The organism is Salinivibrio sp. YCSC6 (genome assembly GCF_004916735.1).
Lineage (GTDB): Bacteria > Pseudomonadota > Gammaproteobacteria > Enterobacterales > Vibrionaceae > Salinivibrio > Salinivibrio proteolyticus.
Genome location: NZ_CP039516.1, coordinates 2,632,664 through 2,658,140 on the forward strand (window position 1 = coordinate 2,632,664; position 25,477 = coordinate 2,658,140).

General features: G+C 51.5%; 26 protein-coding genes. 10 read left to right on the forward strand and 16 right to left on the reverse strand.

The features are described from left to right. Positions 1-35 precede the first annotated feature (35 nt). Positions 36-824, reverse strand: coding sequence for an FKBP-type peptidyl-prolyl cis-trans isomerase (gene fkpA, locus E8E00_RS12265; RefSeq protein WP_069589552.1), 789 nt, complete (start codon positions 822-824; stop codon positions 36-38). Between the two features lie 126 nt (positions 825-950). Here fkpA and E8E00_RS12270 point away from each other — a divergent pair, with 126 nt between their 5' ends. Together E8E00_RS12270 and E8E00_RS12275 are read left to right on the forward strand one after the other, a co-directional pair. Beyond that, complete coding sequence (locus E8E00_RS12270) at positions 951-1,934, forward strand: WD40 repeat domain-containing protein (RefSeq protein ID WP_096630660.1); 984 nt, start codon at positions 951-953, stop codon at positions 1,932-1,934. Between the two features lie 17 nt (positions 1,935-1,951). Next, positions 1,952-2,173 (forward strand): SlyX family protein, encoded by a 222-nt coding sequence (locus E8E00_RS12275; RefSeq protein ID WP_069589556.1) that lies wholly within the window; start codon positions 1,952-1,954, stop codon positions 2,171-2,173. 95 nt (positions 2,174-2,268) lie between these two features. Here E8E00_RS12275 and slyD read toward each other — a convergent pair whose 3' ends face one another. Genes slyD through kefG form a run of 4 tightly spaced genes read right to left on the reverse strand, consistent with a single transcriptional unit; the run spans position 2,269 to position 5,394 of the window. Beyond that, the gene (gene slyD, locus E8E00_RS12280) at positions 2,269-2,757 is read right to left on the reverse strand and encodes a peptidylprolyl isomerase (RefSeq protein WP_077455135.1); all 489 of its coding nucleotides are present in this window, start codon (positions 2,755-2,757) and stop codon (positions 2,269-2,271) included. A 50-nt stretch (positions 2,758-2,807) separates the two neighbouring features. Beyond that, positions 2,808-3,011: a YheV family putative zinc ribbon protein gene (locus E8E00_RS12285; RefSeq protein ID WP_077455134.1), complete on the reverse strand. Its 204-nt coding sequence runs from the start codon at positions 3,009-3,011 to the stop codon at positions 2,808-2,810. A gap of 9 nt (positions 3,012-3,020) precedes the next feature. Next, complete coding sequence (gene kefB, locus E8E00_RS12290; protein WP_096630657.1) at positions 3,021-4,820, reverse strand: glutathione-regulated potassium-efflux system protein KefB; 1,800 nt, start codon at positions 4,818-4,820, stop codon at positions 3,021-3,023. Next, positions 4,810-5,394 (reverse strand): glutathione-regulated potassium-efflux system ancillary protein KefG, encoded by a 585-nt coding sequence (gene kefG / locus E8E00_RS12295; protein WP_096630654.1) that lies wholly within the window; start codon positions 5,392-5,394, stop codon positions 4,810-4,812. Before kefG ends, kefB begins: the two co-directional genes overlap by 11 nt. Before the next feature lie 176 nt (positions 5,395-5,570). Here kefG and E8E00_RS12300 point away from each other — a divergent pair, with 176 nt between their 5' ends. The 7 genes from E8E00_RS12300 to E8E00_RS12330 all read left to right on the forward strand — a co-directional run bounded on the left by E8E00_RS12300 (position 5,571) and on the right by E8E00_RS12330 (position 12,111). Then, complete coding sequence (locus E8E00_RS12300; RefSeq protein ID WP_096630652.1) at positions 5,571-7,499, forward strand: ABC transporter ATP-binding protein; 1,929 nt, start codon at positions 5,571-5,573, stop codon at positions 7,497-7,499. After that, on the forward strand, positions 7,442-7,987 hold the full coding sequence (locus E8E00_RS12305) for a TIGR02444 family protein (protein WP_096630649.1): 546 nt from the start codon (positions 7,442-7,444) through the stop codon (positions 7,985-7,987). The genes E8E00_RS12300 and E8E00_RS12305 overlap by 58 nt, the downstream gene beginning before the upstream one ends. Beyond that, positions 7,974-8,936 (forward strand): hydrolase, encoded by a 963-nt coding sequence (locus E8E00_RS12310; RefSeq protein WP_096630647.1) that lies wholly within the window; start codon positions 7,974-7,976, stop codon positions 8,934-8,936. The genes E8E00_RS12305 and E8E00_RS12310 overlap by 14 nt, the downstream gene beginning before the upstream one ends. Before the next feature lie 147 nt (positions 8,937-9,083). Next, positions 9,084-9,302 (forward strand): YheU family protein, encoded by a 219-nt coding sequence (locus E8E00_RS12315; RefSeq protein ID WP_069589565.1) that lies wholly within the window; start codon positions 9,084-9,086, stop codon positions 9,300-9,302. A 59-nt stretch (positions 9,303-9,361) separates the two neighbouring features. Continuing rightward, positions 9,362-10,231, forward strand: coding sequence for a phosphoribulokinase (locus tag E8E00_RS12320; protein ID WP_069589567.1), 870 nt, complete (start codon positions 9,362-9,364; stop codon positions 10,229-10,231). Between the two features lie 251 nt (positions 10,232-10,482). Beyond that, positions 10,483-11,115, forward strand: a complete 633-nt coding sequence (gene crp / locus E8E00_RS12325) for a cAMP-activated global transcriptional regulator CRP (protein WP_002535199.1) — start codon at positions 10,483-10,485, stop codon at positions 11,113-11,115. 129 nt (positions 11,116-11,244) lie between these two features. After that, on the forward strand, positions 11,245-12,111 hold the full coding sequence (locus E8E00_RS12330) for a hypothetical protein (protein ID WP_096630644.1): 867 nt from the start codon (positions 11,245-11,247) through the stop codon (positions 12,109-12,111). A 51-nt stretch (positions 12,112-12,162) separates the two neighbouring features. Here E8E00_RS12330 and E8E00_RS12335 read toward each other — a convergent pair whose 3' ends face one another. The 9 genes from E8E00_RS12335 to rpe all read right to left on the reverse strand — a co-directional run bounded on the left by E8E00_RS12335 (position 12,163) and on the right by rpe (position 22,657). Continuing rightward, on the reverse strand, positions 12,163-12,957 hold the full coding sequence (locus tag E8E00_RS12335) for a DUF1338 domain-containing protein (protein WP_096630642.1): 795 nt from the start codon (positions 12,955-12,957) through the stop codon (positions 12,163-12,165). Between the two features lie 10 nt (positions 12,958-12,967). Further along, positions 12,968-14,446 carry a succinylglutamate-semialdehyde dehydrogenase gene (gene astD, locus E8E00_RS12340; RefSeq protein WP_077640977.1) on the reverse strand — a complete coding sequence of 493 codons (1,479 nt, stop codon included), beginning with the start codon at positions 14,444-14,446 and terminating at the stop codon, positions 12,968-12,970. Between the two features lie 2 nt (positions 14,447-14,448). Further along, the gene (astA, locus tag E8E00_RS12345) at positions 14,449-15,471 is read right to left on the reverse strand and encodes an arginine N-succinyltransferase (RefSeq protein WP_069590937.1); all 1,023 of its coding nucleotides are present in this window, start codon (positions 15,469-15,471) and stop codon (positions 14,449-14,451) included. Positions 15,472-15,500: 29 nt separating this feature from the next. Continuing rightward, positions 15,501-16,718, reverse strand: a complete 1,218-nt coding sequence (locus E8E00_RS12350; RefSeq protein WP_069590935.1) for an aspartate aminotransferase family protein — start codon at positions 16,716-16,718, stop codon at positions 15,501-15,503. A gap of 292 nt (positions 16,719-17,010) precedes the next feature. Further along, complete coding sequence (locus E8E00_RS12355) at positions 17,011-17,586, reverse strand: aminodeoxychorismate/anthranilate synthase component II (RefSeq protein WP_077640976.1); 576 nt, start codon at positions 17,584-17,586, stop codon at positions 17,011-17,013. 97 nt (positions 17,587-17,683) lie between these two features. Then, complete coding sequence (locus tag E8E00_RS12360) at positions 17,684-20,023, reverse strand: ExeM/NucH family extracellular endonuclease (RefSeq protein ID WP_096630640.1); 2,340 nt, start codon at positions 20,021-20,023, stop codon at positions 17,684-17,686. 199 nt (positions 20,024-20,222) lie between these two features. Then, a complete protein-coding gene (trpS, locus tag E8E00_RS12365; RefSeq protein WP_096630638.1) occupies positions 20,223-21,236 on the reverse strand; it encodes a tryptophan--tRNA ligase in 1,014 nt (337 codons plus the stop codon). A gap of 60 nt (positions 21,237-21,296) precedes the next feature. Then, on the reverse strand, positions 21,297-21,977 hold the full coding sequence (locus tag E8E00_RS12370) for a phosphoglycolate phosphatase (protein WP_096630636.1): 681 nt from the start codon (positions 21,975-21,977) through the stop codon (positions 21,297-21,299). Positions 21,978-21,982: 5 nt separating this feature from the next. Continuing rightward, positions 21,983-22,657, reverse strand: a complete 675-nt coding sequence (gene rpe, locus E8E00_RS12375; RefSeq protein WP_069589885.1) for a ribulose-phosphate 3-epimerase — start codon at positions 22,655-22,657, stop codon at positions 21,983-21,985. Between the two features lie 148 nt (positions 22,658-22,805). Here rpe and E8E00_RS12380 point away from each other — a divergent pair, with 148 nt between their 5' ends. Beyond that, a complete protein-coding gene (locus tag E8E00_RS12380) occupies positions 22,806-22,994 on the forward strand; it encodes a DUF2970 domain-containing protein (RefSeq protein WP_069589884.1) in 189 nt (62 codons plus the stop codon). 13 nt (positions 22,995-23,007) lie between these two features. Here the strand turns inward: E8E00_RS12380 and dam are convergent, their stop codons facing one another. Then, positions 23,008-23,829: an adenine-specific DNA-methyltransferase gene (gene dam / locus E8E00_RS12385; protein WP_069589882.1), complete on the reverse strand. Its 822-nt coding sequence runs from the start codon at positions 23,827-23,829 to the stop codon at positions 23,008-23,010. Between the two features lie 72 nt (positions 23,830-23,901). Next, positions 23,902-25,467 carry an AAA family ATPase gene (locus E8E00_RS12390; protein WP_096630633.1) on the reverse strand — a complete coding sequence of 522 codons (1,566 nt, stop codon included), beginning with the start codon at positions 25,465-25,467 and terminating at the stop codon, positions 23,902-23,904. Between the last annotated feature and the right edge of the window lie 10 nt (positions 25,468-25,477).

The following is a 25,477-nucleotide window of genomic DNA, read 5'->3' on the forward strand; positions in this document are numbered from 1 at the left end:
GCCGAGGCATTTTGGCGCGAAAACAAGCGTCAGGTTTACCCTTCACTCGCCTTCTCTTTGTTGGCATCGTCTTTGATTTCCAGTAGCTCAACATCAAACACAAGCGTTGAGTTCGCAGGAATGGACGCCGTATCTTGGTCACCGTAGGCCAGCTCTGGCGGGATCACGAAGGTAAATTTAGATCCAACTGGCATCAGCTGCACCCCTTCGGTCCAACCTGGGATCACACGATTAAGCGGGAAGGTTGCTGGCTCGCCACGATCGTAAGAGCTATCAAATTGGGTACCATCTGTTAGCGTGCCTTTGTAGTGCACCACCACAGTGTCTTCCGCCGCGGGTTTTTTACCGTCACCTAAGCTATCCACTTTGTATAACAAGCCAGATTCGGTTTCTTTCACGCCCTCTTGGCTCGCAAATTCAGTGCGATACTTTTCACCGTCAGCCAGCGCAGCTTCTGCTTTTTCTTTGGCTTGTTGCTGGGCCAGCTCAGTCACGCGTTGATCGAGTGACTGCAGTGCCGCTTGCGCTTGCTCGTCGGTCAGCTTGGATTCGCCATTAAAGACGTCCTGCACCCCTTGCAATACCAACTCTTTATCTAAATCCAAACCGATGTCGGCTTGTTGCTCTAGGTTGGCGTTGAGGTATTGCGCTAAAGACGCACCAATCGCGTAGGCTGCCTTGTCGTCATCATTAGCAAACGACGCTTCCGCTTGCGCCTGCTCAGCGGCTTGGTTCGTCTGCTCGACGTTGGCGTCGTCTTGTTGACAGCCGACGGCAAGGGCAACGGTTGCCGCGAGTAGCGACATCTTCATTACTGATTTCATTGGGTACTCCGTTGATGGTAAGGATAAATCCTCGTATGGTTGTCACTGACGCATCAACAATGCGAAAGCCTGATTCTATCAATATACTCGTGGTTATATGGCTGCACGTTTCGGAACTCAAGCATCATGCCCAAAATTCGCCACATTGTTTGCATTTTTCTCATCGCCATCACGCTAACTGGCTGTTGGCAGTCTGGCAAAGAAGCCCAGCGTTGGTCAATCCATCCTGAAGGCGCCACCAGCTTTAGCCTGAGTAGAGACGGGCGATTTGCGCTGCTCGCCTCCGAAGAAACCGACATTGTGCTGTGGGATCTGGTCACCAACCAAAAGCTGGCGGATCTTGGGCCCCAAGATCCCAATGCGAACCCTGTGGTGGTCAGCCATATCTCCGACAATAAACGCTATGCCATCACCGCGACCGCGCAAAATTTTGCTGTCTGGGATCTTGCCTGGAGCCAAGCCGAGGGCTTGTGGTCGGTCTCTGAAGGCATTATCCGTGATGCGGCTATCAGCAACAACGGCCAAAAAGTGGTCCTCGCGATGTCGGACGGCAAAGCGCTATTCATCGACTTAGGCACAGGAAGACGCTTAGAGTTCCTTGCCCATCGCGATAAAGTCAATGCAGTCGCCATTTCCCCGAACGGCGCTTACGTCCTCTCAGGGGGCAATGACCATCATGCCTATTTTTGGGACACTAATTCCGGGCAAATTATCAACGACTTTCCTTATGACCAACGGGTGAAGCAAGTGGCGCTGCAACGGGAAGGAAAGTATGCCTTTGTCTCAGATGGCAGCAATCAAGCGATTATCTGGGCCTTACCCAGCGGTGAAAAAGTCAGTCAACTAGATATCTTTGCGCGCCAAGCGATTTATGCCAGTGCACGCTTTTCCGATGACGGCCGCCGACTCGCCACAGGCACCCCCTCACAGCGGGTCGAGCTTTGGAATGTTCAGACCGGTGAGAATCTAGGACGTTGGGAGGCATTGGCACAACCCAATACTCGCCCTCCCAGCGCGGTCGTGTATGATGTCGCCATCGACCCAACCGGCCGTGTGATATCCGGTACCTCGGCGGGTATCGCCCAGGCTTGGTTAACCGACACCCCTTAATGCAGTGAGAAACAAAAATGAGTGAGATTGGCAAATTACAGCAACAAATTGACGATCTGGAGTGCAAGGTCGCGTTTCAAGAAGACACAATAGAACAGCTCAATGACGCTCTCACCCAACAGCAAGGCGATATTGAGCGTATGACAGTGCAAATTCAGTATTTGGTCGGCAAACTGAAGGACGTTGCGCCGGCCAACATCGCCAGCCAATCGGAAGAAACCCCACCGCCGCATTATTAATTGCCAAGCGCTGGTGTCGATACACGCCTAAAGACGGCGGATATGAAATAAAAAAAGGCGCCAAACCGGCGCCTTTTCTCGTTGCTAATCACTGATTAGTGATCGTGACCGCAGCCACCTTCTTGGTGAATATGGCCATGAGCAATTTCGTCTTCGGTTGCTGCACGTAGATCAACCACTTCCACAGAGAATGACAGAGTTTGGCCTGCCAGCATGTGGTTGGCATCAACAACAACTTCGTCACCGTCAACTTCGGTGACTTCAACCGGGATCTGACCTTGGTCAGTTTCCGCCATAAAGCGCATGCCGACTTCCACTTGGTCTACGCCTTGGAATACGTTCGCCGGTACGCGTTGTACCATGGCTTCTTGATACTCACCGTATGCATCGTCAGGACCTACGGTCACTTCAAACGCGTCGCCTTTCTCACGACCTTCCAGTGCCTTTTCCAGACCAACGATCAGGTTACGGTGACCGTGTAGGTACTGGAGGGGTTCTTGCGCTGTTGATTCATCAACTAACGCACCGTCTTCATTTTTTACTTGGTAGGCCAGGCTGACCACCACATCATTTGCAATTTTCATGCTCGCTCCGAGACCGGAAGGTTAATGGACTGCCGATGATAACGGATTCCCTACTCCGGTTTAAAGATCCCAATGACATTCTCTGCCGGCGGGGTTTCAGACTGTGACTGCTGTGCCGAATCCGGAAGCCGACTCTCATGGTAATCGCAGCTGACACATTCCACTTTGTCAATATTGTTTTCGCGCCAGACTCGCAAGGTGTCTTGACGCTGACATTTGGGGCACGCCGCCCCGGCAATAAAGCGCTTTTTCACAATTCCATCCTATTCATCTCGGTTCCAACTCTGGTGGCGCTCAATATCACCACGCATTTCCCGATCAAAGATCTCTTCCAATTCTTTACGCGCCTCTTTCACGCGTGAAGCGGCAGCCATATCTTCATTGTGCTGGGGTAAGAGGTCTTGCAATACCCGCATATCTAGCTTGCGGAACAACACCTCGGCACGTTTTGCTTTGTAAGGGTGCATTCCCAAAGACTCTAGCGTCTGTCGACCTAAATCAAGCGCGCCAAGAAATGTCTCCCGCGACAAGGTTTCGACGCCTAAGCCCATGAGCTGATAAGCCTCCACCCGACTTCGTGCTCGCGCTAATATCTTTAAGTTAGGGAAATGCCGCTGACAAAGATCAACAATCTCCATCACTTCATCCGGCGAGTCGGTGCAAATCACAATCGCCTCTGCGCTTTGCGCCCCTGCCGCCCGAAGTAAATCAAGCTGCGTCGCATCACCGTAATACACATCATACCCGAACTTGCGTAACAGTTTGATTTGGGTGGGATCACGTTCCAAGATGGTGACACCAATTTTGTTGGCAAACATCAACCGACCGACCACCTGACCAAACCGACCAAAGCCCGCGATGATGACGCGCGCGTCATGTTGATCAAATTGCGTCTGTGGCGGTAACTCTTCCGGTTCATTAAAAGTGCGTTCAAACCAGCGTTGCTGCAAGGTAAGCATCAAGGGGGTGGTCATCATCGACAGACTCACCACCACCAGCAAGAAGGCATTCAATTCTTGGCTGAGTAACCCTTCTGCGCGTGCCGCCGTAAAGATCACGAAAGCAAATTCACCGCCTTGGCTAAGCAACACCGCCATTTGACTGCGCGCTTTAGGTGCCACACCAAATAGACGCGCAAGCAGATAGATAAGTAACGCCTTACCGCACACCAGTGCAAGTACCGCACCGAGCAAAGTCAGCGGATATTCAAGCAGTAGACCTAAATCCACCGCCATCCCGACCGCAATAAAAAACAGCCCTAACAGCAACCCTTTAAAGGGGTCGATGGCGGTTTCGAGTTCGTGGCGATACTCACTCTCCGCAAGCAGCACACCTGCTAGGAACGAACCTAACGCCATCGAAAGACCCAACTGCTGCATCGCAAGCGCAATGCCAATCACCAAGGCCAGTGCTGCCACGTTAAACAGCTCGCTGACCCCGCTCATGACCACCAAACGGAATAGAGGCCGAAGCAAGAAGTGCCCGCCAACCAACAGTGCGCCAATGCCCATAAACATCCATAGCACATCTAACCAGCTGCCGAGGCTGCCTCCTGCCAGTGCGGGCATCATCGCCAACATAGGGATGACCGCGATATCTTGAAACAACAGAATCGCAAACCCTGCTTGACCGGATTCACTGCGCATAAGGCGCTGATCTTCCATAATTTTCATCGCAATGGCGGTAGAGGAAAGCGCCATGGCCATACCCACAATAAAGCCCTGCCGTTCCGTCAGTCCGAACATCACCCCGACGGCACCTATCACCAAGGTAGTCACCACCACTTGGCTGCCGCCCAGGCCCAGTATCGGCCGGCGCATCTGCAGCAGTTTTTTAGGATTTAGCTCCAAGCCAATCAGAAACAGCAGCAATACCACCCCGAATTCAGAAAAATGGAGAATAGACTCCACATCGCTGATAAGCCCGAGCCCCCATGGACCAATCACGATGCCGGCCATCAGATAGCCTAATACCGAGCCCATCCCTAACCGCTGCGCGAGTGGGACGGCAATCACCGCCGCTAACAGGAAAATAAAGGCCGCGGACAGCAAGTTATGCTCCATGCTCACCTCCCGCATGGACGAGCGGATCACGAATCCAATCGGCATACAGTTCCGCAAACGCATCCCGATCGGCATCACTAACACGGCGTGCCCAGTGCAAGACCAGCGGCGGGAGCCACGTCATGCGGCATAGGGCGGCAGTCAGCTCAAACGGTTGGAGAAGCTCTTGCATCGAATACTTGTTGTATCCGCTTTTGGTGAATGCCTCAGCCGCCCCTCCGGTGGTGACGACAAAACGGCAGGTTTTTCCTGCTAGCGCATCGCCTCCCTCGCCATGCGCAAAGCCTTTGCCTAGCACCACATCAATCCATTCTTTCAATAACGCCGGACAGGAATACATTTGTAGCGGGTGCTGAAAAACGATCACATCAGCTTGTTGCACCCGTCGGCGCTCATCGTGCACATCAACCACAAAGTCGGGATAAGTTGCGTAAATATCGTGAACAGTCACATGCGGAAACGAAGAGATGGCGGTAAGCAGACGTCGGTTCGCCACCGACTGATCGGGGTCGGGATGGGCAAAGATCACCAACACCGACGCGGGGTCTTGGTGTGCATCCTTGTCATTGGGCATAGGCATCCTTGTTATCACGGCAAGAGTCAGTTTTCATGCTTGTTTTTAACCTTAACACACAAAACACACAACACAGATCGCGCCAGTTAGGCCGACTGACGGGGAAATTTGGCAATCCCCGCACCAAGCTGGTATAACGACGACGCACCCAAACCACACTAGCGCACTGAATAATCATGATTAGCTTTTCTGACATCCAATTACTGCGCGGTGGCAAGCCACTGCTCGATCATACCTCTGCTACCATCCATCCCGGCGACAAAGTCGGATTGGTCGGCAAAAACGGCTGTGGCAAATCCAGCTTGTTTGCACTGCTTCGCCACCAGCTGGCGTTAGATGCGGGCAGCTATCATTATCCTAGCCAATGGCAAGTAGCATGGGTGGCACAAGAAACGCCTGCACTGGAAAAAAGTGCGCTCGAGTATGTCATTGATGGCGATGCCGAATACCGTGAACTGCAGATGGCCTTAGCGGATGCCGAACAACGTGATGACGGTCATGCCGTGGCGACCTTACACGATAAACTGGATGCCATTGGTGGCTACAGTATTGAGGCGCGCGCCGCCAGTTTGCTCGATGGTTTGGGCTTTAGTCAGGCGCAAATGCAATGGTCACTCACGCAATTTTCGGGCGGCTGGCGGATGCGCTTAAACCTTGCCCAAGCACTGCTGTGTCGTTCCGACCTGTTGCTGCTTGATGAGCCAACCAACCACCTCGATTTAGATGCCGTGATGTGGCTGGAAAAATGGCTGCAGCAATACCCCGGTACCTTGGTGCTGATTTCCCACGACCGGGACTTTCTTGACCCTGTGGTCAACCGCATTATTCACATTGAGCATCAACAGCTAAATGAATACACGGGCAATTATTCCGACTTCGAGCAGATGCGGGCGCAGAAGCTGGCGCAACAACAAGCGCAGTTTGAAAAGCAAAAAAAGCAAATTGCCCACATGCAATCTTACATCGACCGCTTTCGTTATAAAGCCTCAAAGGCGCGCCAAGCGCAAAGCCGGATTAAGGCACTGGAGCGGATGGAAAAGGTGTTGCCGGCGCAATACGATAATCCATTTAGTTTTACCTTTTTCACCCCAGATGCGCTCCCAAATCCTATCTTGATGATGGACAAGGTCGCTGCGGGGTACGACAAGACACCGATTGTGGAAAATATCCGCCTCAACCTGGTCCCTGGCGCGCGTATTGGTTTGTTAGGCCGCAATGGTGCGGGTAAGTCTACGCTGATCAAACTTCTTGCTGGCACCTTGCCAGCCATGGCCGGTGAGCTCAGTTACTCCCAAGGGGTAAAAATTGGCTATTTTGCGCAGCATCAACTCGATACCTTGCGCATTGACGAAACCCCACTGCAACATATGAATCGCCTTGCGCCCACCACAGCCGAGCAAACGCTACGTGACTTCTTAGGGCGCTTTGGCTTTCAGGGTGATAAAGCGCTTGAGACCATTGGTCCCTTTTCGGGAGGCGAGAAGGCACGCTTGGTATTAGCGTTATTGGTGTGGCAAAAGCCTAACCTGCTGCTGCTTGACGAACCGACCAACCACCTTGATTTAGATATGCGCCAAGCCTTGACGCTTGCCCTACAATCGTTTGAAGGGGCGATGGTGATCGTAAGCCATGATCGCTTTTTGCTGCGCGCGACCACCGACGATCTTTATCTTGTCGACAACGGCGCGGTGCAACCCTTTGACGGTGACTTACACGACTACCATCGCTGGCTTGGCGAGCAACAGCGTGCCGACCGTGCGGAAAGTAAAAAACAAAACGCCGATGACAAAGCCGCCCCCCAGCAACGTCAGGTCGATCGTAAGGCACAAAAGCGTCGCGAGGCAGAACTTCGCCAAAAAACCGCGCCACTTCGTAAAAAAATTGACAGCCTAGACACAAAAATCGAACAGCTCTCTGCCATTATTGCCGATGCAGAGACCAAACTGGCCGACCCAACAATTTATGGCGCAGACCAAAAAGCCCAACTCGCGGAACAATTACAACGCCAGGCTGATGCCAAATCAGCGCTGGAAGAGGTAGAGCAAGAATGGATGGAGCGACAGGAAGAACTGGAAGCCATGGAGGCGGCATTCAATCAAGCCTAATTCCCGGCCAAGCGAATGCAGCCGACCTGTGGCAGTTTTGTTTGCAACACTATGGCAAGCAAGACGTCAAACAGGCGTGTCTTAAATTGCAAGATCAGCATCAGGGTAACGTCAACCTTGCCCTGTTGCTGGCTTGGTTGGAAAGCCATGGCTATGGCCTTGCCCCAGAGAGCCTCAGCCAACTTAAACAATCGCTCAGCCGCTCTGAGCATTTGCTGATTGCCTACCGCAACCTACGTCGCGATATCAAACCGCGCGTTGGCGCGGGACAATATAAAAAAATGCTGAATTTCGAGCTCAGCCTCGAGAAGTTCCAACAACAAGACCTCATCCACGCCTTGAATCAACAAACATGGCTGACCGAGTCGCCCTCGCCGTTGGCGTATTATTGCCGTCAGCTCTCGCCCTCGGCCAAATCGCTCTATCCCGCTCTGCGCGCCAGTGTGATCAAAGACGATGAGCAAGGAGACGCTGATGACGCCCTTTGAACCGATTCCCAGCGCCCGTAATCCTCATCTACAAACCATCATGCCACGGCTGATGCGGCGGCAACCCGTGATCTCTCCTTTATGGCAGCAGCTGGATTTACCGGATGGTGATTTCGTCGATCTCGCTTGGACACAGACGCCTCAGCCCGGCCAACCGATAGTGGTCCTTTTTCATGGCCTCGCTGGCAGTTTTCATAGCCCGTACGCGAATGGATTACTGGCTGCTTTTCAGCGCCAAGGCTGGTGCGGTGTGGTGATGCACTTTCGTAGTTGCAGTGGCCGCTTAAACCGCGTCCCGCGCACTTATCACTCAGGCGAGACACAGGATGCGCGCTATTTTTTGACCACATTACGCATGCGTTATCCTCAGCATCCCATTCATGCCGTGGGCGTATCGCTAGGCGGCAACATGCTGGTGCGCTATTTGGCAGAGTATGCGGACGATCCGATTGTCTCCAGTGGCTGCGCAGTGTCACCCCCCTTAGACCTTGCCGCCTGCTCGTTACGCATTCAGCAAGGGTTCTCACGTGTCTACCAAGCGTACCTACTCCGCTCGATGCGGCAAACCCTGTCAGATAAGCTCACGCGACACGCCCAAGTGGGTCGTTGGCAAGCTGGCGAGCAGCCCCGTATTTCGACCTTATTCGAGTTTGATCAAACCGTCACCGCACCACTGCATGGGTTTGAGGACGCACATCATTACTACCAGCAATGCAGTGGCCTATCCGTGTTGCCTGCGATCCGCGCCCCTTTGACCATCATTCATGCCAAAGACGATCCTTTTATGACTGATGCGGTGATCCCAACCACGCCATTACCGGCCAATATACGCTATCAACTCACTGACCATGGCGGACATGTTGGGTTTGTCACTGGCCGTTGGCGTGCACCGCGTTTATGGTTGGAAGAGGCAGTGCCCGCGTGGATAGCTGAGCAACTCGACACCTGATGCCCCAATCGTCACGATAAATTGTGATTAAATCGACATAGATGCACTGCACCTACACGCATAATTCGGTAAAATGGGAGCTAATTCACAACCTAAGCATGGAGATGGCGTCCGTGCCATCCCGATGTCAGCAAAAGGTGATGTAGTATGATGGTTCCATGGCAATCTGTGCCAGCCGAAACCTTGACCAATTTAATTGAACACTTTGTGTTGCGGGAAGGGACAGATTACGGTGAGCAGGAAGTCAGCTTTGCTGAGAAAGTTGAACAAGTGCGTGAACAATTAAAATCCGGCGACGCCGTGATTGTATACTCTGAGCTGCATGAGACAGTGGATATTCGTCGTCAGCGCGATCTCAGACCGTAACACCGCCTCACCTTGTGGGCTGCGGTGTAAATTCAGACTGATCAATGACAGGGCTCGTCATGTCGGCTAAACACCCAATCATCGCTGTGACCGGTTCATCCGGCGCAGGCACAACCACGACCTCCGAAGCGTTTCGTAAGATGTTCAATATGATGAACATCAAAGCCTCTTGGTTAGAGGGCGATAGCTTTCACCGCTTCACGCGGCCAGAAATGGATGTTGAGATCCGTAAAGCCCGTGAACAAGGTCGTCATATTAGCTACTTTGGCCCCACGGCCAACGACTTCCCACGCCTTGAGCAATTTTTTAAAGAATATGGCGAACAAGGCACAGGTAAATACCGTCGTTATCTACACACCTTTGATGAAGCCGTGCCTTATAACCAAATGCCGGGCACCTTCACCCCCTGGCAAGATCTGCCTGAAAATACCGACGTATTATTTTATGAAGGCTTGCATGGCGGGGTGGTGGATGGTGACGTCAATGTCGCCCAACATGTTGATTTACTGATCGGCATGGTGCCTATCGTTAACTTGGAGTGGATTCAAAAGTTTGTCCGCGATACGCGCGACCGAGGCCATTCCCGCGAGGCTGTCACGGACTCGATCGTGCGCTCCATGGATGATTATTTGCACTACATTACGCCGCAGTTTTCTCGCACACATATTAACTTCCAACGTGTCCCGACCGTAGACACATCCAACCCGCTGAATGCAAAAGGGATCCCTTCACTCGACGAAAGCTTTGTTGTGATCCGCTTTCGTGGCATGAAGAACGTCGATTTTCCTTATTTACTGCAAATGATCAGTGGCGCCTTTATGTCTCGGCACAACACGCTGGTCGTGCCCGGCGGTAAAATGGGATTTGCGATGGAGCTGATTATTCGCCCCTTGATCCAACAGTTGATTGAGAAAGGCAAGATAGGTTAACCGCCGTAGCGCACTTAACGTGTATTACTTCTCAGGTCGTGATCTTAGCCACATTTTTGCCGATTTTTTAGGCGGTTGGCTTAGATCAAAATCAAGAAATCCAGATAGAAAAAAGATACACTCTTGTTAACATACAGTGAGCTTGTAGCCTGCGCCAAGACCTCGTATTCTGTGCATTGGACTGATGGGTTTCCATTCAGACAAAGACAGGACGTCGTTGCCGGGCAACACATGCAGAGGAAATAAGTTATATGGTTCCAGGAAAACCTCAAACAGACCCTACACTCGAGTGGTTCCTTTCACATTGTCATATTCACAAGTACCCGTCCAAAAGTACTCTGATCCATGCAGGGGAAAAGGCGGAGACCTTGTACTACATCGTGAAAGGTTCTGTGGCCGTACTAATCAAAGATGAAGAAGGCAAGGAGATGATCCTGTCTTACCTTAACCAAGGTGACTTCATCGGCGAACTTGGTCTGTTCGAAGAGGACCAAGAGCGCACCGCATGGGTACGTGCGAAATCACCTTGCGAAGTAGCAGAAATTTCATTCAAGAAATTCCGCCAGCTGATCCAAGTTAACCCAGACATTTTGATGCGTCTATCCTCTCAGATGGCGCGTCGCCTGCAAGTGACCAGCCAGAAAGTGGGAGACCTTGCCTTCCTGGACGTGACCGGCCGCATTGCGCAGACCCTACTGAACTTGGCGAAGCAACCTGACGCCATGACTCACCCTGACGGCATGCAAATCAAGATCACGCGTCAAGAGATTGGTCAGATTGTTGGCTGTTCGCGTGAGACAGTTGGGCGTATCCTTAAAATGCTGGAAGAGCAGAACCTTATCTCAGCTCACGGTAAAACCATTGTGGTTTACGGCACACGCTAATCCTCGCGTGTTGCGACAAAACCGGCGCTTTTGCGTCGGTTTTTTTATTTTTATTGACTGGAAACTCATTACCTAAGTTCTACACTTCAGAAACGACCCATCTAACAACTGATTAACAGGATGTCGTTTATGAGAAGCTTACGTCAAACCCTTGCTGCATTGCTACTCGCGGCGGTTTCTTCAACTGCTGCGGCGAATATCACCATTGTCCATCCAGAACCACGGGCTGGCTCTGCCCTCGATTTATACGCTATCGACTTGATTGAGTTTTTAGCGGAAAAATCAGGTGAGTCTGTCACTTTACAGGCCTTTCAAGGCCAAATTGGCTCTCAGTCTCGTAAAGTGGAAATGCTAAAACAAGGACGACTGACGGTAGATTGGCTCGGGGCCGACCGTACCCTTGAGTCAGAGTTACTTCCCATCCGTTATCCAGTCTTTCGGGGTCTATTAGGCCATCGCTTGTTCATTACCAATCAAGCCACCGAACCCAAGCTTGCACAAATCAGTGACCAAGCTGGGCTCAATAATCTGACCATGATCCAAGGGCAAGGCTGGGCGGATGTGAAGGTCTTGCAGTCGGCGGGATTTCGGGTTCGAGAAATCTCAAGCTTTGAGAATATCTTTAAAGGCGTCGATACCGGACGGGCCGACCTCTTCCCGCGTGCGCTTATCGAACCTTTTAGCGAGCTGGCAGAGCGACCTCAATATACAAATCTGTTGGTTGATCCGCACTTAATGCTAATCTACCGCTTCCCAATGTTCTTGTTTGTATCGCCCCAAAACCCAGAGGTAGCGACCATGCTCAACGATGCCTTTGCGGCCGCCTATCAAGACGGATCCTTCATCGAATTTTTTGAGAATGCCCCTCTGGTAAAAGAGACCTTTGAGAAAGCCAATATTGGTGAGCGCACCTTTATTCGGGTCGACAACCCACATCTGAGTAATGAGACTCAGGCAATTGACGATACATTCTGGCTCGATATTGAAAGTCGCTAAACACCGCCAACCAAAAAAGGAGAGCATCGCTCTCCTTTTCTTCTCTCGCCACTATTGATGCGTACTTTCAAAAATTTTATCGGCCGAGGCGGCGACAAAACCTTGATAAAGTTCACCGTCCGGAAGCGGATACCGTTTCGCAAACTCGTAGAAACCACCCGGAATATCATGGCGTGCATCGCTAAATTGCACCGGCACGCGATCAGCCATCGTCGAGGATTGCTCCAAAAAGACTGACGCATCCCCTTTGACCTCCCCGCCAGATTCGTTAATGGTAAACCCATTTTGGCGCAAGGTATCGTTGACCGCTTGACAGCTATCATGGTTATTCAGCTGATTCACACTGACCGTAAAGTGGTTCGCCCCATAGCCATGCGCTGCCACCCAAGCTGCATATTCACTTTCATCTGCTAACGTCTTGTAGGTTTGCCAGTCCAAGTCCCACAAACGTCCTTGATGAAGAAAATCGCTCCCTTTCAGCGCATCATCATCCACATTCGCCACTAAGTCGCGCACGATAGATTGCAATGTTGTCGAGCATTGGCCCACCATCAATTCACTAATAAACACTTTCGGCATCAAGGGATCGGGATGCTCGTAGTGACGTGCGTTGAGCTTCTTCGCTTCAAAGGTATACTCACCTTTCGGCTCATAGCCCAACGCAATAAAAGGACGGGCAAGCTTGTCCAGCCCTACATTAGGCAGTGCAAAGGTGCGCAGTGCAATGTGATCATTGATCAGGGGTTGGCCTTCTTCGAGCAACCCATGCACTTTCTGCGCAGAAGGGCAAAGACGCTGGGTGTAGTCTTGCCACAATCTGTCAAATAACGCTTGGCAACTATCCATGTTGTTCTCCTTAATCAAGAGGCGTGATCCCCGGCGCAAAGCTCTCGGGCAAGGTGACCTGCTCGCCTTCCATCGATGCCATAGGGTAGGCACAATAATCGGCGGCATAATAAGCACTTGGACGCAGGTTACCCGACGCGCCCGGACCACCAAATGGTGCATCCCCACTGGCACCGGTCAATTGACGGTTACGGTTTACAATACCGGCGCGAATATGGTCAAGGAAGTATTGCCATTCACCATCGTCGTCACTGATAAGGCCTGCCGATAAGCCATAGCGGGTATCATTCGCTTTCGTCAATGCATCAGCCATATCGGTGTAACGCTGCACCTGCAATAAAGGACCGAAGTATTCTTCATCGGGTAACTCGGCGATCCCGCTAACATCAATGATCCCCGGCGAGATCACGGCATCATGGCGATGTTCACACGCCACGACTGGCTTGCCTCCGAGATCGATCAGTTTTTGCTGAGTGGCTAAGATCCCTTCGGCCGCCGCCACAGAGATCTGTGCGCCCATAAATGGCGCCGGATCATCGAACTGGCCGCCCACACGGATCGTTTTAGTCCACGCCGCTAAGCGCGCCAAGATCTTGTCACCCACCTCCCCTTCAGGAAGAAGCAGACGACGTGCACAGGTACAACGCTGACCGGCACTGAGGTAAGCCGATTGAATAATGGTATAAACCGTGGCATCCACACCACTGTGTTTATCACTGATAACCAGTGGGTTATTGCCCCCCATTTCCAATGCCAGCATTTTGTCCGGTTGGCCGGCAAACTGGCGATGGAGGATGTGTCCGGTGTTGGCGCTCCCGGTAAATAGAAGGCCATCAATACCTCGAGCTTGTGCTAGCGCTTCGCCGGTATCACGGCCCCCTTGCACCAAGTTAATTAGCCCAGCAGGTAGACCGGCTTCTAACCAGTAGCCAAGAGTTTGTTCAGCCACTTTAGGCGTCAGTTCAGACGGTTTGAAAACCACACTGTTTCCGGCCAATAGTGCCGGGACAATATGGCCATTAGGCAAGTGACCGGGGAAATTATACGGCCCAAACACTGCCATCACACCAAGGGGGCGATGACGCAGTACAGCTTGCGTGCCATTGACGTCTTTTTCCCGCGATCCTGTACGTTCATGGTAAGCGCGCAGCGAAATGGCAATTTTACCCACCATGGCGCCCACTTCGGTTTTGGTTTCCCAAAACGGCTTACCGGTTTCTTCAGCGATGGTACGCGCCAGATCGTCGGTATTGGCTTTCACAATTTCAGCGAAGCGTTCTACCAAGGCTTGGCGCTCGGCAAAATCGGTATTCCGCCAAGTAAGAAAGGCTTGTCGTGCCGCGCTTACCGCTTGTTCAACCTGCGGTTTCGTAGCTTCATTGCCTTGCCAAATACAACGGCTATCAAAAGGGTTTAGCGAAGTCATGACGTCGCCTTCACCCGGCGTCCATTCACCATTGATCAAATGGCCTGCGGTTTGATGTGTCATCCTTACTCCTCCATCGCGATCAAACGGAGTCGATCGCCGTCTTTAACTTGCAGCGCTTCGGCAACCTCTGGCGCAATCACGACGTGATTGGTTTCCGGATCAAGTGCCGCTTTCGCCGCAGTTGCGCGGAAGCCCGCAAAATCGGTATTCGAAATTAAGTAGTGCTGAGCACTGCTATGCTCACGCACGCTAGCAGTCGCATTAAATGAATGGCGGACCGATTCGATATTGTGGCGCAAACACTCGACCGTTGGACCGGCATCAAAGATGTCGACATATCCTCGACACGAAAAGCCTTCTTTCTCCAACAGACGCAGTGCCGGCCGTGTTTTCGGGTGCACCTGTCCAATCACAGCACGCGCTTCTTCACTCAACAGACTGACGTAAATCGGCAACTTAGGCATTAAATCGGCAATAAACCCTTTCGCACCGATACCGGTTAGGTAATCGGCCAAAGTAAAGTCAATCGAAAAGAAGTTGTCCTTAAGCCACTGCCAGAACGGCGAGTTGCCATCATCATCAGACACGCCACGCATTTCGGCAAACACCACATCCGCAAAGCGCTCAGGAAACTCGGCGAGCATCAAGAAGCGACACTTGGAAAGCAGTTTACCGTTGAGGCCACCCCGAAACTCAGGACGCAAAAACAGGGTGCAAATTTCCGTTGCTCCGGTGTAGTTATTGCCAAACGTCAGCACTTCAACAATGTTATGGACATTGAGCTTGCGCGATGAATGCACCACTTTGGTTAAGTGATAACTATAAAAGGGATTATCGAGGCCGATTGCCGCCTCGATCCCTGTGGTACCTGCAACCTCGCCCGTTTCGGTATCTTCGGCCACCATCAGGTAGCCTTCCATGCCCGGGCTAGTGACATGCTTGGCAAAGCTTTCTAGCGAATTGTTGATACGTCCTTGTAGCAAATCGGCATCAACCGGCAATGAGGTAAATCCATGACCGGACTCTTCCGCACACAACATCAGTGCATCAAAATCTGACGCACGGATAGGCCGAATAACTAACATCTCAAATCCCTCCGAGTGTAAAGGCCGCCTTATGCAGCAACGACCTTCGCAATAGCACGATCAAGGCGCGCCATGCCTTCTTCAATATCCGCTTTGGTAATCACCAATGATGGGGTGAAACGCACCACATTCGGGCCCGCGACCAGCACCAGCAAGCCTTCCTCACCTGCCGCCACTAAGATGTCACGCGCACGCCCTTCCCACGCTTTGTTGAGTGCTGCGCCAAGCAACAAACCTTTACCGCGCACTTCACTGAAGATGCCGTATTTATCGTTAATCGCTTCTAGGCCATCGCGGAACCACTGTTCGCGCTCAATAACACCGTCAAGGACCTCGGGTTTGGTCACTTCTTCCACCACCGCTTCTGCGACCGCACATGCCAAGGGGTTACCGCCATAGGTTGAGCCATGCGTCCCCGGTTTCATGTGTGCCGCCAGGGCTTCGGTGGTCAACATGGCACCAATTGGGATCCCCCCACCCAGTGATTTAGCGGTGGCTAAGATATCGGGAGCGACGCCCGATTGTTGATACGCATAGAAGGTGCCCGTACGGCCGTTACCGGTTTGCACTTCATCGAAGATCAGCAAGGCATTGTGTTTGTCACACAGCTCACGTACACCTTCCAAGAAACCCGGCTCTGGAGGAATAATGCCGCCTTCACCTTGCAGTGGCTCCATCATCACCGCACAAGTGCGATCAGAGATATGGTCAGCCAGCGCGGCTAAGTCATTGTATGGCAGGTGGGTAATATCACCCGGCTTAGGACCAAAACCGTCAGAATAAGCCGGTTGACCGCCCACGGTGACCGTGAAGAAGGTGCGACCATGGAAACCTTTGCTAAACGCAATGATTTCGCTTTTATGCTCTCCGTGTTCTTCTTTTGCCCAGCGGCGTGCCAACTTTAGTGCTGCTTCGTTCGCTTCGGCGCCAGAGTTTGCGTAGAAAACACGATCCGCAAATGACAGCTCAGTGAGGCGCTTTGCGAGACGCAATGCAGGTGCATTCGTCATGACGTTGCTTAAGTGCCAAAGCTTTTGAGCTTGCTCAGTCAACGCATCCACCATGACGGGATGACAATGGCCCAAACAGCTCACCGCAATCCCACCCGCAAAGTCGACGTACTCTTGCCCTTCTTGGTCCCAAATGCGGGAGCCTTTGCCGTGATCTGGGATCATGGGCATCGGGTTGTAGCAAGGTACCATCACTTCATCAAAGAGTTTACGTTCTACTTTTTTGTCCATCGTCATCACTCAATCCTTCTGTGTTTTTTCCATGACGCATAGTATTTACATTCTTTTAACCGCGGCAATAGCAGATTATTTTTTCTTTTCAGCAGAATAACAAATACCATGCAGATTAGAGATATAGTTATGCACAAAGTGTGAGGCGAAAGAAGCGCCTAATCAGCAAGGCTGAGATGCCTGTAAGGCATGAGTGGTGCGGGATGACGGTGATGGCTGCATAAGGTTGCAGCCACTGATAATCACGTCAGAAAAAACGAAATGTGAAAATAGTGATAAAGATCGCTATTTTTTGTAACTATTGCTGTAAGAAATTCGCCAGTAAGTCATGGCCGTGTTCAGTCAAAATGCTCTCCGGATGGAATTGTACCCCCTCAATTGGCAGGGTTCGGTGCTTCAATCCCATAATGATTTGGCGACCATCGGGCTCAGTGGTGGTTGCTGTCACGGTCAAACAATCAGGCAGGGTTTGCGGGTCAACCACCAACGAGTGATACCGTGTGACGGTAAACGGACTGGGTAAGCGGTTAAATACCCCTTGATGATCATGTTCGACCAAAGACGTCTTACCGTGCATCACCGCATTGGCGCGGATCACCGACGCACCAAAGACCTGTGCAATGGACTGATGGCCAAGACATACGCCTAAAATCGGTATCTGTCCGGCAAAATGGCGAATGACCTCGAGAGAAATCCCCGCCTCATTCGGCGTACAAGGACCAGGAGAGATCACTAAATGGGAGGGCTCCATCGCCTCAATGTCTGCGATAGCCAACTCGTCATTGCGTTTAACACACACGTCCACGCCTAGTTGGCAAAAGTACTGATAGAGGTTGTAGGTAAAGGAGTCGTAATTATCGATGATAAGAAGCACTGTGCTGCGCCATCCGATTGAAAACCGGAATGATGCTAACACAGTGCCTGACAAGCGTCATCCGCGGGCGGTGTTGCCACTGCCCGCAGTGATTAAATTAACGTAGTTGGCAACGGAAGCCGGTGTAACGGACCGACATGGGCTGACTCGCCGGCGCACTGCCACAATGGACGGGGATCAAACCCAGCGCTTTCACAGTGACCTCGATACGATCATCTTTATCAAGCTTCAGCCCTTGTACCAATGGGCTTTGCGTATCAAAGGTGCGTTGTGAGCGCCATTTCATCCAAGCGTGATCAGGACTTTTTTGTCCATTCAGCATCGGAATAATCGGCAAAATACTGCGGTTATTGATGGTAACCGATACAGGCACAACCGGATCCGGATACGCCAAAGACACAATCACAGGGTCGTGATCTGACGAAGAGAACGGATTTGTCGATTTCACCAAATCCCCAGTGTACTGACGACTGTATTCAAACAAGGTACTTTCAACCGAGTTAATGTGCCAGTCTTCCACACCGACGACTTTTTCCGCCAAGCTAGCGCTGGCGATGGCATGGTCGAGACTCCCCAATTCACCCGAGTACGAGTAGGAATAGGCTTTATCACCCAATCGCGCCGTGGCGAGGTTGATATAGCCCAGGCCTTTCTCTACCGCTTGTGCGGTCGGATGCATAGGTACACCGCGAATTTCCGTTCCTGCGGCTGTCATGATATCGCGCTGGTTAGGCTGACGTTGGTAGTCGGTTAATACACGGACCGGATCTTCTTTCGCGTACGCATTGAGATCGCCAAGGATCAATACGTCTCCATCCAGCTGCTGCAGACGATCGCGTAATGTCACTGCCGCGGAGACACGGAAAGCATTACAATGTCCTTGTAAATCTGCTGTATCCGTCTCGAATTCACCCGCGATCCAATCTTCATAACAGCCTGATCCTTTCGACTTAAAGTGGTTAACCACAATGTGTAACGGCTCGCCATTAATGCTAAACGCTTGCAGCAAGCTGTCGCGTTGATACTTGTTAAGTTCACGCGTTTCGCCCTCAGGGTTTTCACCACTTATATACTGCTCGGGCATAGCAACCGCTTGTGCGTCACCGGCTAACGAGACTTTTGCAGGGCGGTAAATCATGCCCACCATGATCGCATCAGAGCCAAAAAACGCGCCCTGATTTTTCACCGCATCGCTGGGTTCAACAAACTGATAATGGTCTGCAGGATCCGCAAACTCTGCGTTGAGGTGGGTCACCAAATCGGCAATGGCGCTTCCAGCTTCAAACCCATTGTTTTCAAGCTCCATCAAGCCAACGATATCAGCATCCATCGCGCGGAGGGCATTGACAATCTTGGTACGTTGGAGCTCAAACTCAGCGGCGGTTTTAGCACCTCGGTTGCAACCACGCTTGGCGTCCGCATGGTCGCGATCTTTACAGGTGACATTTAAGGGACCACCAATGGCGCTGGCACTGGTGAAATAGTTGAGTACGTTAAAGCTTGCCACTTTAATGTCGGTATTCGGTACCGTCGCGGGTGCATCTTGACGATCGTGACGGTGCACAATGTCACCGGCGGTAATGGTGTTGGTCGCCACTAAACGGTACTGATCGTAGCTAAAGCCCATCACGCCAGACAAATGCTCAATACGATCGCCAATACGCAGATAGCCTTGCTCAGCGTCGAGTCCCGGAAAATAGGGAATTTGTCCGTCTTTGGCTTTTTGATCACTTTCGATATAAAGCTGATTCGCCGCATTGTTCGCCGCTAGCGCTTTCGCTTCGTCGGTTAACGCTGGATAAAGTTGCGTGGGTTTAAATAAAGGGGTGCGGTGCGTTAACACCATATTGTTGCGAAACGCGTCGTAGTCAAAGCCAAAATTACGAGTGATCACCAGTTCACTGTCCGCGTCCATGGTCACATACATGCCTTCGTAACGCTCAAGTGCATCCTTTAACGACTCACCGTGATCCACACGAATGGCAGTCGGAGCCAACGGACCATAATACGGGCCCTTAGCGACTTGATTATCGGTCACACCCAACTGCGTATGACCATAATACTCTTTGACCTTACCACTGGCACATAAGGTGTCACCGGGCTGCAAATTGAGAGCATCAGCGTCCCGCAAGTACACAAACAAGCCATCGGACGTGGCGCGATTGCCATCCCCTTGAGGATCTTGAATCCAAACCCCTTTATAAAGGCCTTGAGTCACCGCAGTGACAACACCTTGTACCGCATAGGTTTTATCGGAGCTGTATTTGTCCGCTGGGACTAATGGGCTGCGCTCACCGTCACCTTGGATCGCATAAATGGGCGTGGTGGGCGTCATGCCGCACTGGTAGGTTTGCTCGAGGGGGGCTTTGGCGGCCGCGGGCATGGCGAGTCCCGCCATCATCAATGCTAGCGGCGACCACATCAGTGGCTTTTTCATACCTGTTCCTTCACGTAGTTTGAGTGATTACTCGAATTTCGCGCGCATTATTAACGATGGATACACAGAATGGCGTGATTTGGCTCGCATCAGAAACAGTTACTATTGATGGACTTATAAGAAGTGAGAGTTGGGTTCCGGTCTGATCAAAAAAGCAGCGGTCTATGCCGCTGCTTTTTTATACCGTCATATTCGTGTGCTACACGCGTGGAACAAAACCCACTGCGTCATACACTTTACGCAAGGTTTGCTGTGCGCGTGCCGATGCGTGCTCAGCACCTTTTTGCATCACACTGTCGAGCAGCGCGCGATCAGCGCGGTACTCATGATAACGCGCTTGGAGAGGTTCGAGCATCGCCACCACCGCTTCAGCAGTATCTTTTTTCAGATGGCCATACATTTTGCCTTCGTAGGCTTTTTCTAGTGCGGCAATTGACTCACCGGTCGCCCCGGACAGCAAACCAAGCAAGTTAGAGACACCTGGCTTTTGCTCGATATCAAAATGGACACGCGGTGGCTCTTCCGAGTCGGTAACCGCACGTTTGATTTTCTTGACAATGGCTTTGGGATCTTCGAGCAAACCAATCACGTTATTACGGTTATCATCCGACTTCGACATTTTCTTGGTTGGATCTTGCAGGCTCATCACCCGTGCATTCACATCAGGAATGTAAGGCTCAGGCATGGTAAAGACATCACCGTAACGATTGTTAAAGCGCGTGGCAATATCACGGGCAAGCTCTAGGTGCTGCTTCTGATCATTACCTACAGGCACTTGATTGGTTTGATACAGCAAAATATCTGCCGCCATCAGCACTGGATACCCAAATAGACCGGCGTTGATATTCTCAGCATGACGCTGCGATTTGTCTTTAAACTGGGTCATGCGGTTCAGCTCACCCATTTGGGTGTAACAGTTCAATACCCAGCCCAATTGCGCATGCTCTGGCACGTGCGATTGTACAAACAAGTTACTTTTCTCAGGGCTCACGCCCACCGCCAAGCACAACGCCAACGCATCCAAGGTTGCTTCGCGTAACGCATCCGCATCTTGATGAACGGTAATCGCATGCAAATCCACCACACAGTATTGGCAGTCATAATCATCTTGCATCTGTTCCCACTGACGCAGCGCGCCTAGATAGTTACCGATACTTAGTTCACCCGAGGGCTGCACACCACTCAGTACAATGGGTTTTGAAGATTGACTCATGATGATTAGGTTCCTTTACGCGTTGCCCAACCGGGCGGTAGTTATGTTGCTATATAATCGTTATGCTTGGTGGCTGGCGACCACGGCTTGTAGCTCACTGAATGAATCCAGCACATAGTCAGGACGGCTATCGCTAATCGGTTCACCGTAGTTGTAGCCATAGGTTAACCCGACAGAAGCGATGCCTGCATTCTGGGCTGCCAAAATGTCATTTTTTGAATCACCGACCATCAACATTTGTGCATTGGTTAAGCCATGCTTGTCTCGCAAATGGTGCAACCCTTCTGGGTTTGGCTTGTTGGTCGGTAGGCTATCGCCTCCCAACACATCCGTAAACAAGGCGGCTAATCCTAAGTCTTCTAGGATGGCGGGCACAAATGCCACGGGTTTGTTTGTCACGACACCCAGTTGATAACCTTGCTGATGCAGCGCGGCCAAGGTGTCTTTCACGCCCGGATACAGCACGGTTTTTTCATGGCCGTTATTGTCGTAGTGGAAGTTAAAACGCTCACGGGCACGAGCGACCAAATCGGCATCCAAGTCAGTGGCAAAATCATGACGACGCGACAGCGCACGACGGATCATAATATCGGCACCGTTACCAATCCAACCTGTAACTTGTTCCACCGTCACGGTGGGCATGTCCAAGTCGGCCAGCATCATCTGTAACGCTTGAGTTAAGTCCGGTACGCTGTCGACCAAGGTACCATCGAGGTCGAAGGCAATATAACGAAGGCTCATACTACTTACCTATTTACAGTTGCAAGCGCGGTGCGCATCTCATCAATGGCCGCTTTATAGTCGGGTTGCCCAAAAATCGCAGAACCGGCAACAAACATATCTGCCCCTGCTTGGGCAATCTCGGCGATATTGTCAGCTTTCACACCGCCATCAATTTCCAGTCGGATGTCTCGACCGCTGGCATCAATACGTGCGCGCACGTCACGCAGTTTATCCAAGGTGCTTGGAATAAACGATTGGCCACCAAAACCGGGATTCACGGACATCAACAAAATCATGTCGAGTTTGTCCATCACGTAATCAAGATAATGCAGTGGTGTGGCGGGATTAAATACCAGCCCGGCTTTCATGCCGTGATCTTTAATCAATTGTAAGGTGCGATCGATATGGTCACTGGCTTCAGCATGGAAGGTTATCATATCGGCGCCAGCTTTGGCGAAGTCGGGAATAATGCGGTCAACCGGCTTAACCATGAGGTGCACGTCAATCGGGGCGGTAATGCCGTAATCGCGCAGCGCCTGACAAATCGGCGCGCCAAAGGTGAGATTAGGCACGTAATGGTTATCCATTACATCAAAGTGGATCACATCTGCACCCGCGGCGAGTACCTTCTCTACATCCTCGCCCAAGCGCGCAAAATCTGCTGATAAAATCGATGGCGCGATCAAAAAATCCGTCATAGTTGTCGCCTCACTTGCCAAAAAGTCGCCGCAATTCTACCCGATCTCGCTCGCGCTGTCTTATTCGATCCCGCTTTTCTACCTGAACAGCTGACAAAATACATACCGCCAACTAGGGTTGGATAAGAGCGACAAAAAAGGAGGCATCATGACAACAAAATTAGGCGTTTGGGACGTCATCAAAAGTGTGATTGCCGCGCTTTTTGGTGTGCAGTCCGAGCAAAACCGTCAACGCGATTTTGCTCAAGACTCACCTGCTGCGTACATCGTGATAGGCGTGGTGATGATCGGTGTATTTGTCGCGACCTTGCTTGCCATTGTCGGCATGATTACCTAATGCCACTTTCCTGTTAGGGTTGAGGCGCAAAGAGTGCCAACAGCTCATCCACTTTATTACGCCCATTCCCATTACGGCTAATGGTACGTTTGACTCGTACCACGTTGAAGGTCGCACCACGATATAAACGACGGGTATAAGGGGTGTCGTGGTTTGAAATAAGAACCGGGATCCCACCCGCCATCGCTGCCTGCTCTGCATGCTCGGCCAATAACGCTTGATCATCCAGCGTAAAGCCGTTGGTGGCGTAAGTGGTAAAATTCGCTGTCGCGGTTAAAGGCGCATAAGGAGGATCGCAATACACCACGTCGCCCAGCTTCGCGCGGGCAAAACTTTCCGCATACCCTTCACACACAAACTCTGCCCGTTGTGCTTTTTCGGCAAAAAAGAACAGCTCTTTTTCAGGGAAGTACGGTTTCTTGTAAGACCCAAAGGGAACATTAAATCCACCTTTTTTGTTGTAACGGCACAGGCCATTGAAGCCGTGACGATTCATGTACAAGAAATAGAGCGAGCGAAGATACGGATCTTGCGTGGCATTAAAGTCTTCCCGCACTTGCAAATATTGCGCTTTTTGATTGTAGTCTTGACAGAAAAAGGCGCGTGCATCATCGACAAACCGTGCTGGGGTTTGTTTGATAATGTTATAGAGATTAATCAAGTCGGGATTAATATCAGCCAAGATATAGCGGTCGTAGTCGGTGTTTAAAAACACCGACCCTGCGCCGACAAAAGGCTCGATCAGCGTGTCCCCTTCGGGAAGATGACGGCGAATGTCATCGACCAGCGAATACTTCCCGCCAGCCCACTTTAGAAACGCGCGATGCTTTTTCATTGCCCCTTGTCATTCTCCGCGATATGAAAGGGGGCGGATTGTACCTTATTTTGTCTCATCAATCAGCGGATTTTACTGCCCATTTGCACGATTGATTTCACGGTGAATTTGGCTAAATGATTTCACGAATGGCTGCAGCGCACGGACATTGTCGGCCAGCGTGAGTTCTGCGCGACGCGCCGCGGTGACACTCTCATAATCGCCCAGTAATACCATGTACCAAGTGCCACCATTACGGCGAGTTTGATAAACCTGAACACGCCCATCAAGTTGATAGTTCGCAATCAGATCAACCGCATCTTGGCGGGATTGTAAGGCGGCCAGCTGTAACGCATAGCGCTGTGCAGGCACCGCCAGTAGAGCTTGGGCATCTAACGGCAAGGTCTGGTTCGCGGACGCTGGCTGAGATGCAGCTTCCGGTTGCGCTGTTTGGCGTGGAGCAGCAGGCTCTGGACGGCTGTCTGGTGCCGCCGGTGTGGGCGGTGTTTGTGCCAGCTCAGGGATCAAGGGTTCGTCAACGGCCTCAGTACCATCACCACCTGCATCCTGCTCTTCAATCATGGCATCGACCACGTCATCAGGCACGACAACGCGTTTGCCTTCATCTCCGCGGCCAACCGTCAAGCCTTCGCCATTAACCTCTTCTGGCAATGAGACTGTATCTTCAGTCACCGAGCCTGACTGGCTGGTGCGGTTTGAAGTACTGGCTGGGTTTTGGTCCATGCCTTTCTCGGTGCCTTGGCCAGCAGTCACGGCGCTCTCTGGCTCGCCCTGCTGTTCGCGGAGTAAGTCATCAAGATTCTTTAACCCTTCTGGCAATACCATGCCCGAGGACTGATCATCACTTTGGCTCGGGAAGTACCACCAAATCACACCAGCACCCACGACCATGAGCACCACGGCCAATACCAGCATGGTAAAGGGTTTATTACGCGAGGGCTTTTTCTTCTCGTCACTCACTGTGCCTGTCTCCTGATTGTCCTTGCCCATGATCATGCCCGGATAGAGGGTTTGATTGGCCAACTTGGCCAGCCATTGTTTTTTCTTGGTCGCATCAATGCGTCGGGTCACCGCCAACACATCGATAAACATTTCTTCCTCCCCCTCGTTTAAGGGCGAGACTTCTAACTCTAACGGCTTTTGGCCTTGGCCATATGACACCTGACGAAGCCACTTGTTCAACTTTCCGGGCAACGCAAAAAGCACCACATTGATGCGCCAATGATCTTGGTTTTGTGCCTGTAAAACCAGTGCCCAAAGTTCAGACAATAAATTCGGGCTAAGACGGTGGGCATCATCAATGACAATTAATGCATCGCACCCACTGTCGCCGAGCATCATCGTCAGGCTATCGACTAGCGGGTCGGCCTCATTAAATACGCCATCTTTGACAATTTGACGAAGCAAAATAGCACGGCGTTGTGCATCATTTTGTGCCGTGTGACACACCAATAAGGAGTGGACCGACGCGTCGGCCCATTGCTCCATATAGCGCTCACTGAGCCAGGTTTTACCCGCGCCAGTCGGACCGGTGACCTGGATAAGGTTAGAGCTAAAGCGGGTAAGAAACTGCAGGCGTGATAAGAGCTGGGTTTGGCTTTCCAGCTCCAAGGCCAAGGTATCAAAGGTGTTTGTCATGCATTCAATG

Excerpts from the sequence above, each read along its gene's own strand:
- astD (WP_077640977.1), bottom strand. The coding sequence starts at position 14,446 with ATGACACATCAAACCGCAGGCCATTTGATCAATGGTGAATGGACGCCG.
- E8E00_RS12315 (WP_069589565.1), top strand. The coding sequence starts at position 9,084 with ATGATGGTTCCATGGCAATCTGTGCCAGCCGAAACCTTGACCAATTTA.
- E8E00_RS12330 (WP_096630644.1), top strand. The coding sequence starts at position 11,245 with ATGAGAAGCTTACGTCAAACCCTTGCTGCATTGCTACTCGCGGCGGTT.
- E8E00_RS12370 (WP_096630636.1), bottom strand. The coding sequence starts at position 21,977 with ATGAGCCTTCGTTATATTGCCTTCGACCTCGATGGTACCTTGGTCGAC.
- E8E00_RS12300 (WP_096630652.1), top strand. The coding sequence starts at position 5,571 with ATGATTAGCTTTTCTGACATCCAATTACTGCGCGGTGGCAAGCCACTG.
- trpS (WP_096630638.1), bottom strand. The coding sequence starts at position 21,236 with ATGAGTCAATCTTCAAAACCCATTGTACTGAGTGGTGTGCAGCCCTCG.
- E8E00_RS12390 (WP_096630633.1), bottom strand. The coding sequence starts at position 25,467 with ATGACAAACACCTTTGATACCTTGGCCTTGGAGCTGGAAAGCCAAACC.
- E8E00_RS12310 (WP_096630647.1), top strand. The coding sequence starts at position 7,974 with ATGACGCCCTTTGAACCGATTCCCAGCGCCCGTAATCCTCATCTACAA.
- E8E00_RS12335 (WP_096630642.1), bottom strand. The coding sequence starts at position 12,957 with ATGGATAGTTGCCAAGCGTTATTTGACAGATTGTGGCAAGACTACACC.
- slyD (WP_077455135.1), bottom strand. The coding sequence starts at position 2,757 with ATGAAAATTGCAAATGATGTGGTGGTCAGCCTGGCCTACCAAGTAAAA.
- E8E00_RS12350 (WP_069590935.1), bottom strand. The coding sequence starts at position 16,718 with ATGACGATGGACAAAAAAGTAGAACGTAAACTCTTTGATGAAGTGATG.
- E8E00_RS12320 (WP_069589567.1), top strand. The coding sequence starts at position 9,362 with ATGTCGGCTAAACACCCAATCATCGCTGTGACCGGTTCATCCGGCGCA.
- E8E00_RS12360 (WP_096630640.1), bottom strand. The coding sequence starts at position 20,023 with ATGAAAAAGCCACTGATGTGGTCGCCGCTAGCATTGATGATGGCGGGA.
- astA (WP_069590937.1), bottom strand. The coding sequence starts at position 15,471 with ATGTTAGTTATTCGGCCTATCCGTGCGTCAGATTTTGATGCACTGATG.
- kefG (WP_096630654.1), bottom strand. The coding sequence starts at position 5,394 with ATGCCCAATGACAAGGATGCACACCAAGACCCCGCGTCGGTGTTGGTG.
- E8E00_RS12380 (WP_069589884.1), top strand. The coding sequence starts at position 22,806 with ATGACAACAAAATTAGGCGTTTGGGACGTCATCAAAAGTGTGATTGCC.
- crp (WP_002535199.1), top strand. The coding sequence starts at position 10,483 with ATGGTTCCAGGAAAACCTCAAACAGACCCTACACTCGAGTGGTTCCTT.
- rpe (WP_069589885.1), bottom strand. The coding sequence starts at position 22,657 with ATGACGGATTTTTTGATCGCGCCATCGATTTTATCAGCAGATTTTGCG.
- E8E00_RS12270 (WP_096630660.1), top strand. The coding sequence starts at position 951 with ATGCCCAAAATTCGCCACATTGTTTGCATTTTTCTCATCGCCATCACG.
- E8E00_RS12275 (WP_069589556.1), top strand. The coding sequence starts at position 1,952 with ATGAGTGAGATTGGCAAATTACAGCAACAAATTGACGATCTGGAGTGC.
- kefB (WP_096630657.1), bottom strand. The coding sequence starts at position 4,820 with ATGGAGCATAACTTGCTGTCCGCGGCCTTTATTTTCCTGTTAGCGGCG.
- E8E00_RS12305 (WP_096630649.1), top strand. The coding sequence starts at position 7,442 with ATGGATGGAGCGACAGGAAGAACTGGAAGCCATGGAGGCGGCATTCAA.
- fkpA (WP_069589552.1), bottom strand. The coding sequence starts at position 824 with ATGAAATCAGTAATGAAGATGTCGCTACTCGCGGCAACCGTTGCCCTT.
- dam (WP_069589882.1), bottom strand. The coding sequence starts at position 23,829 with ATGAAAAAGCATCGCGCGTTTCTAAAGTGGGCTGGCGGGAAGTATTCG.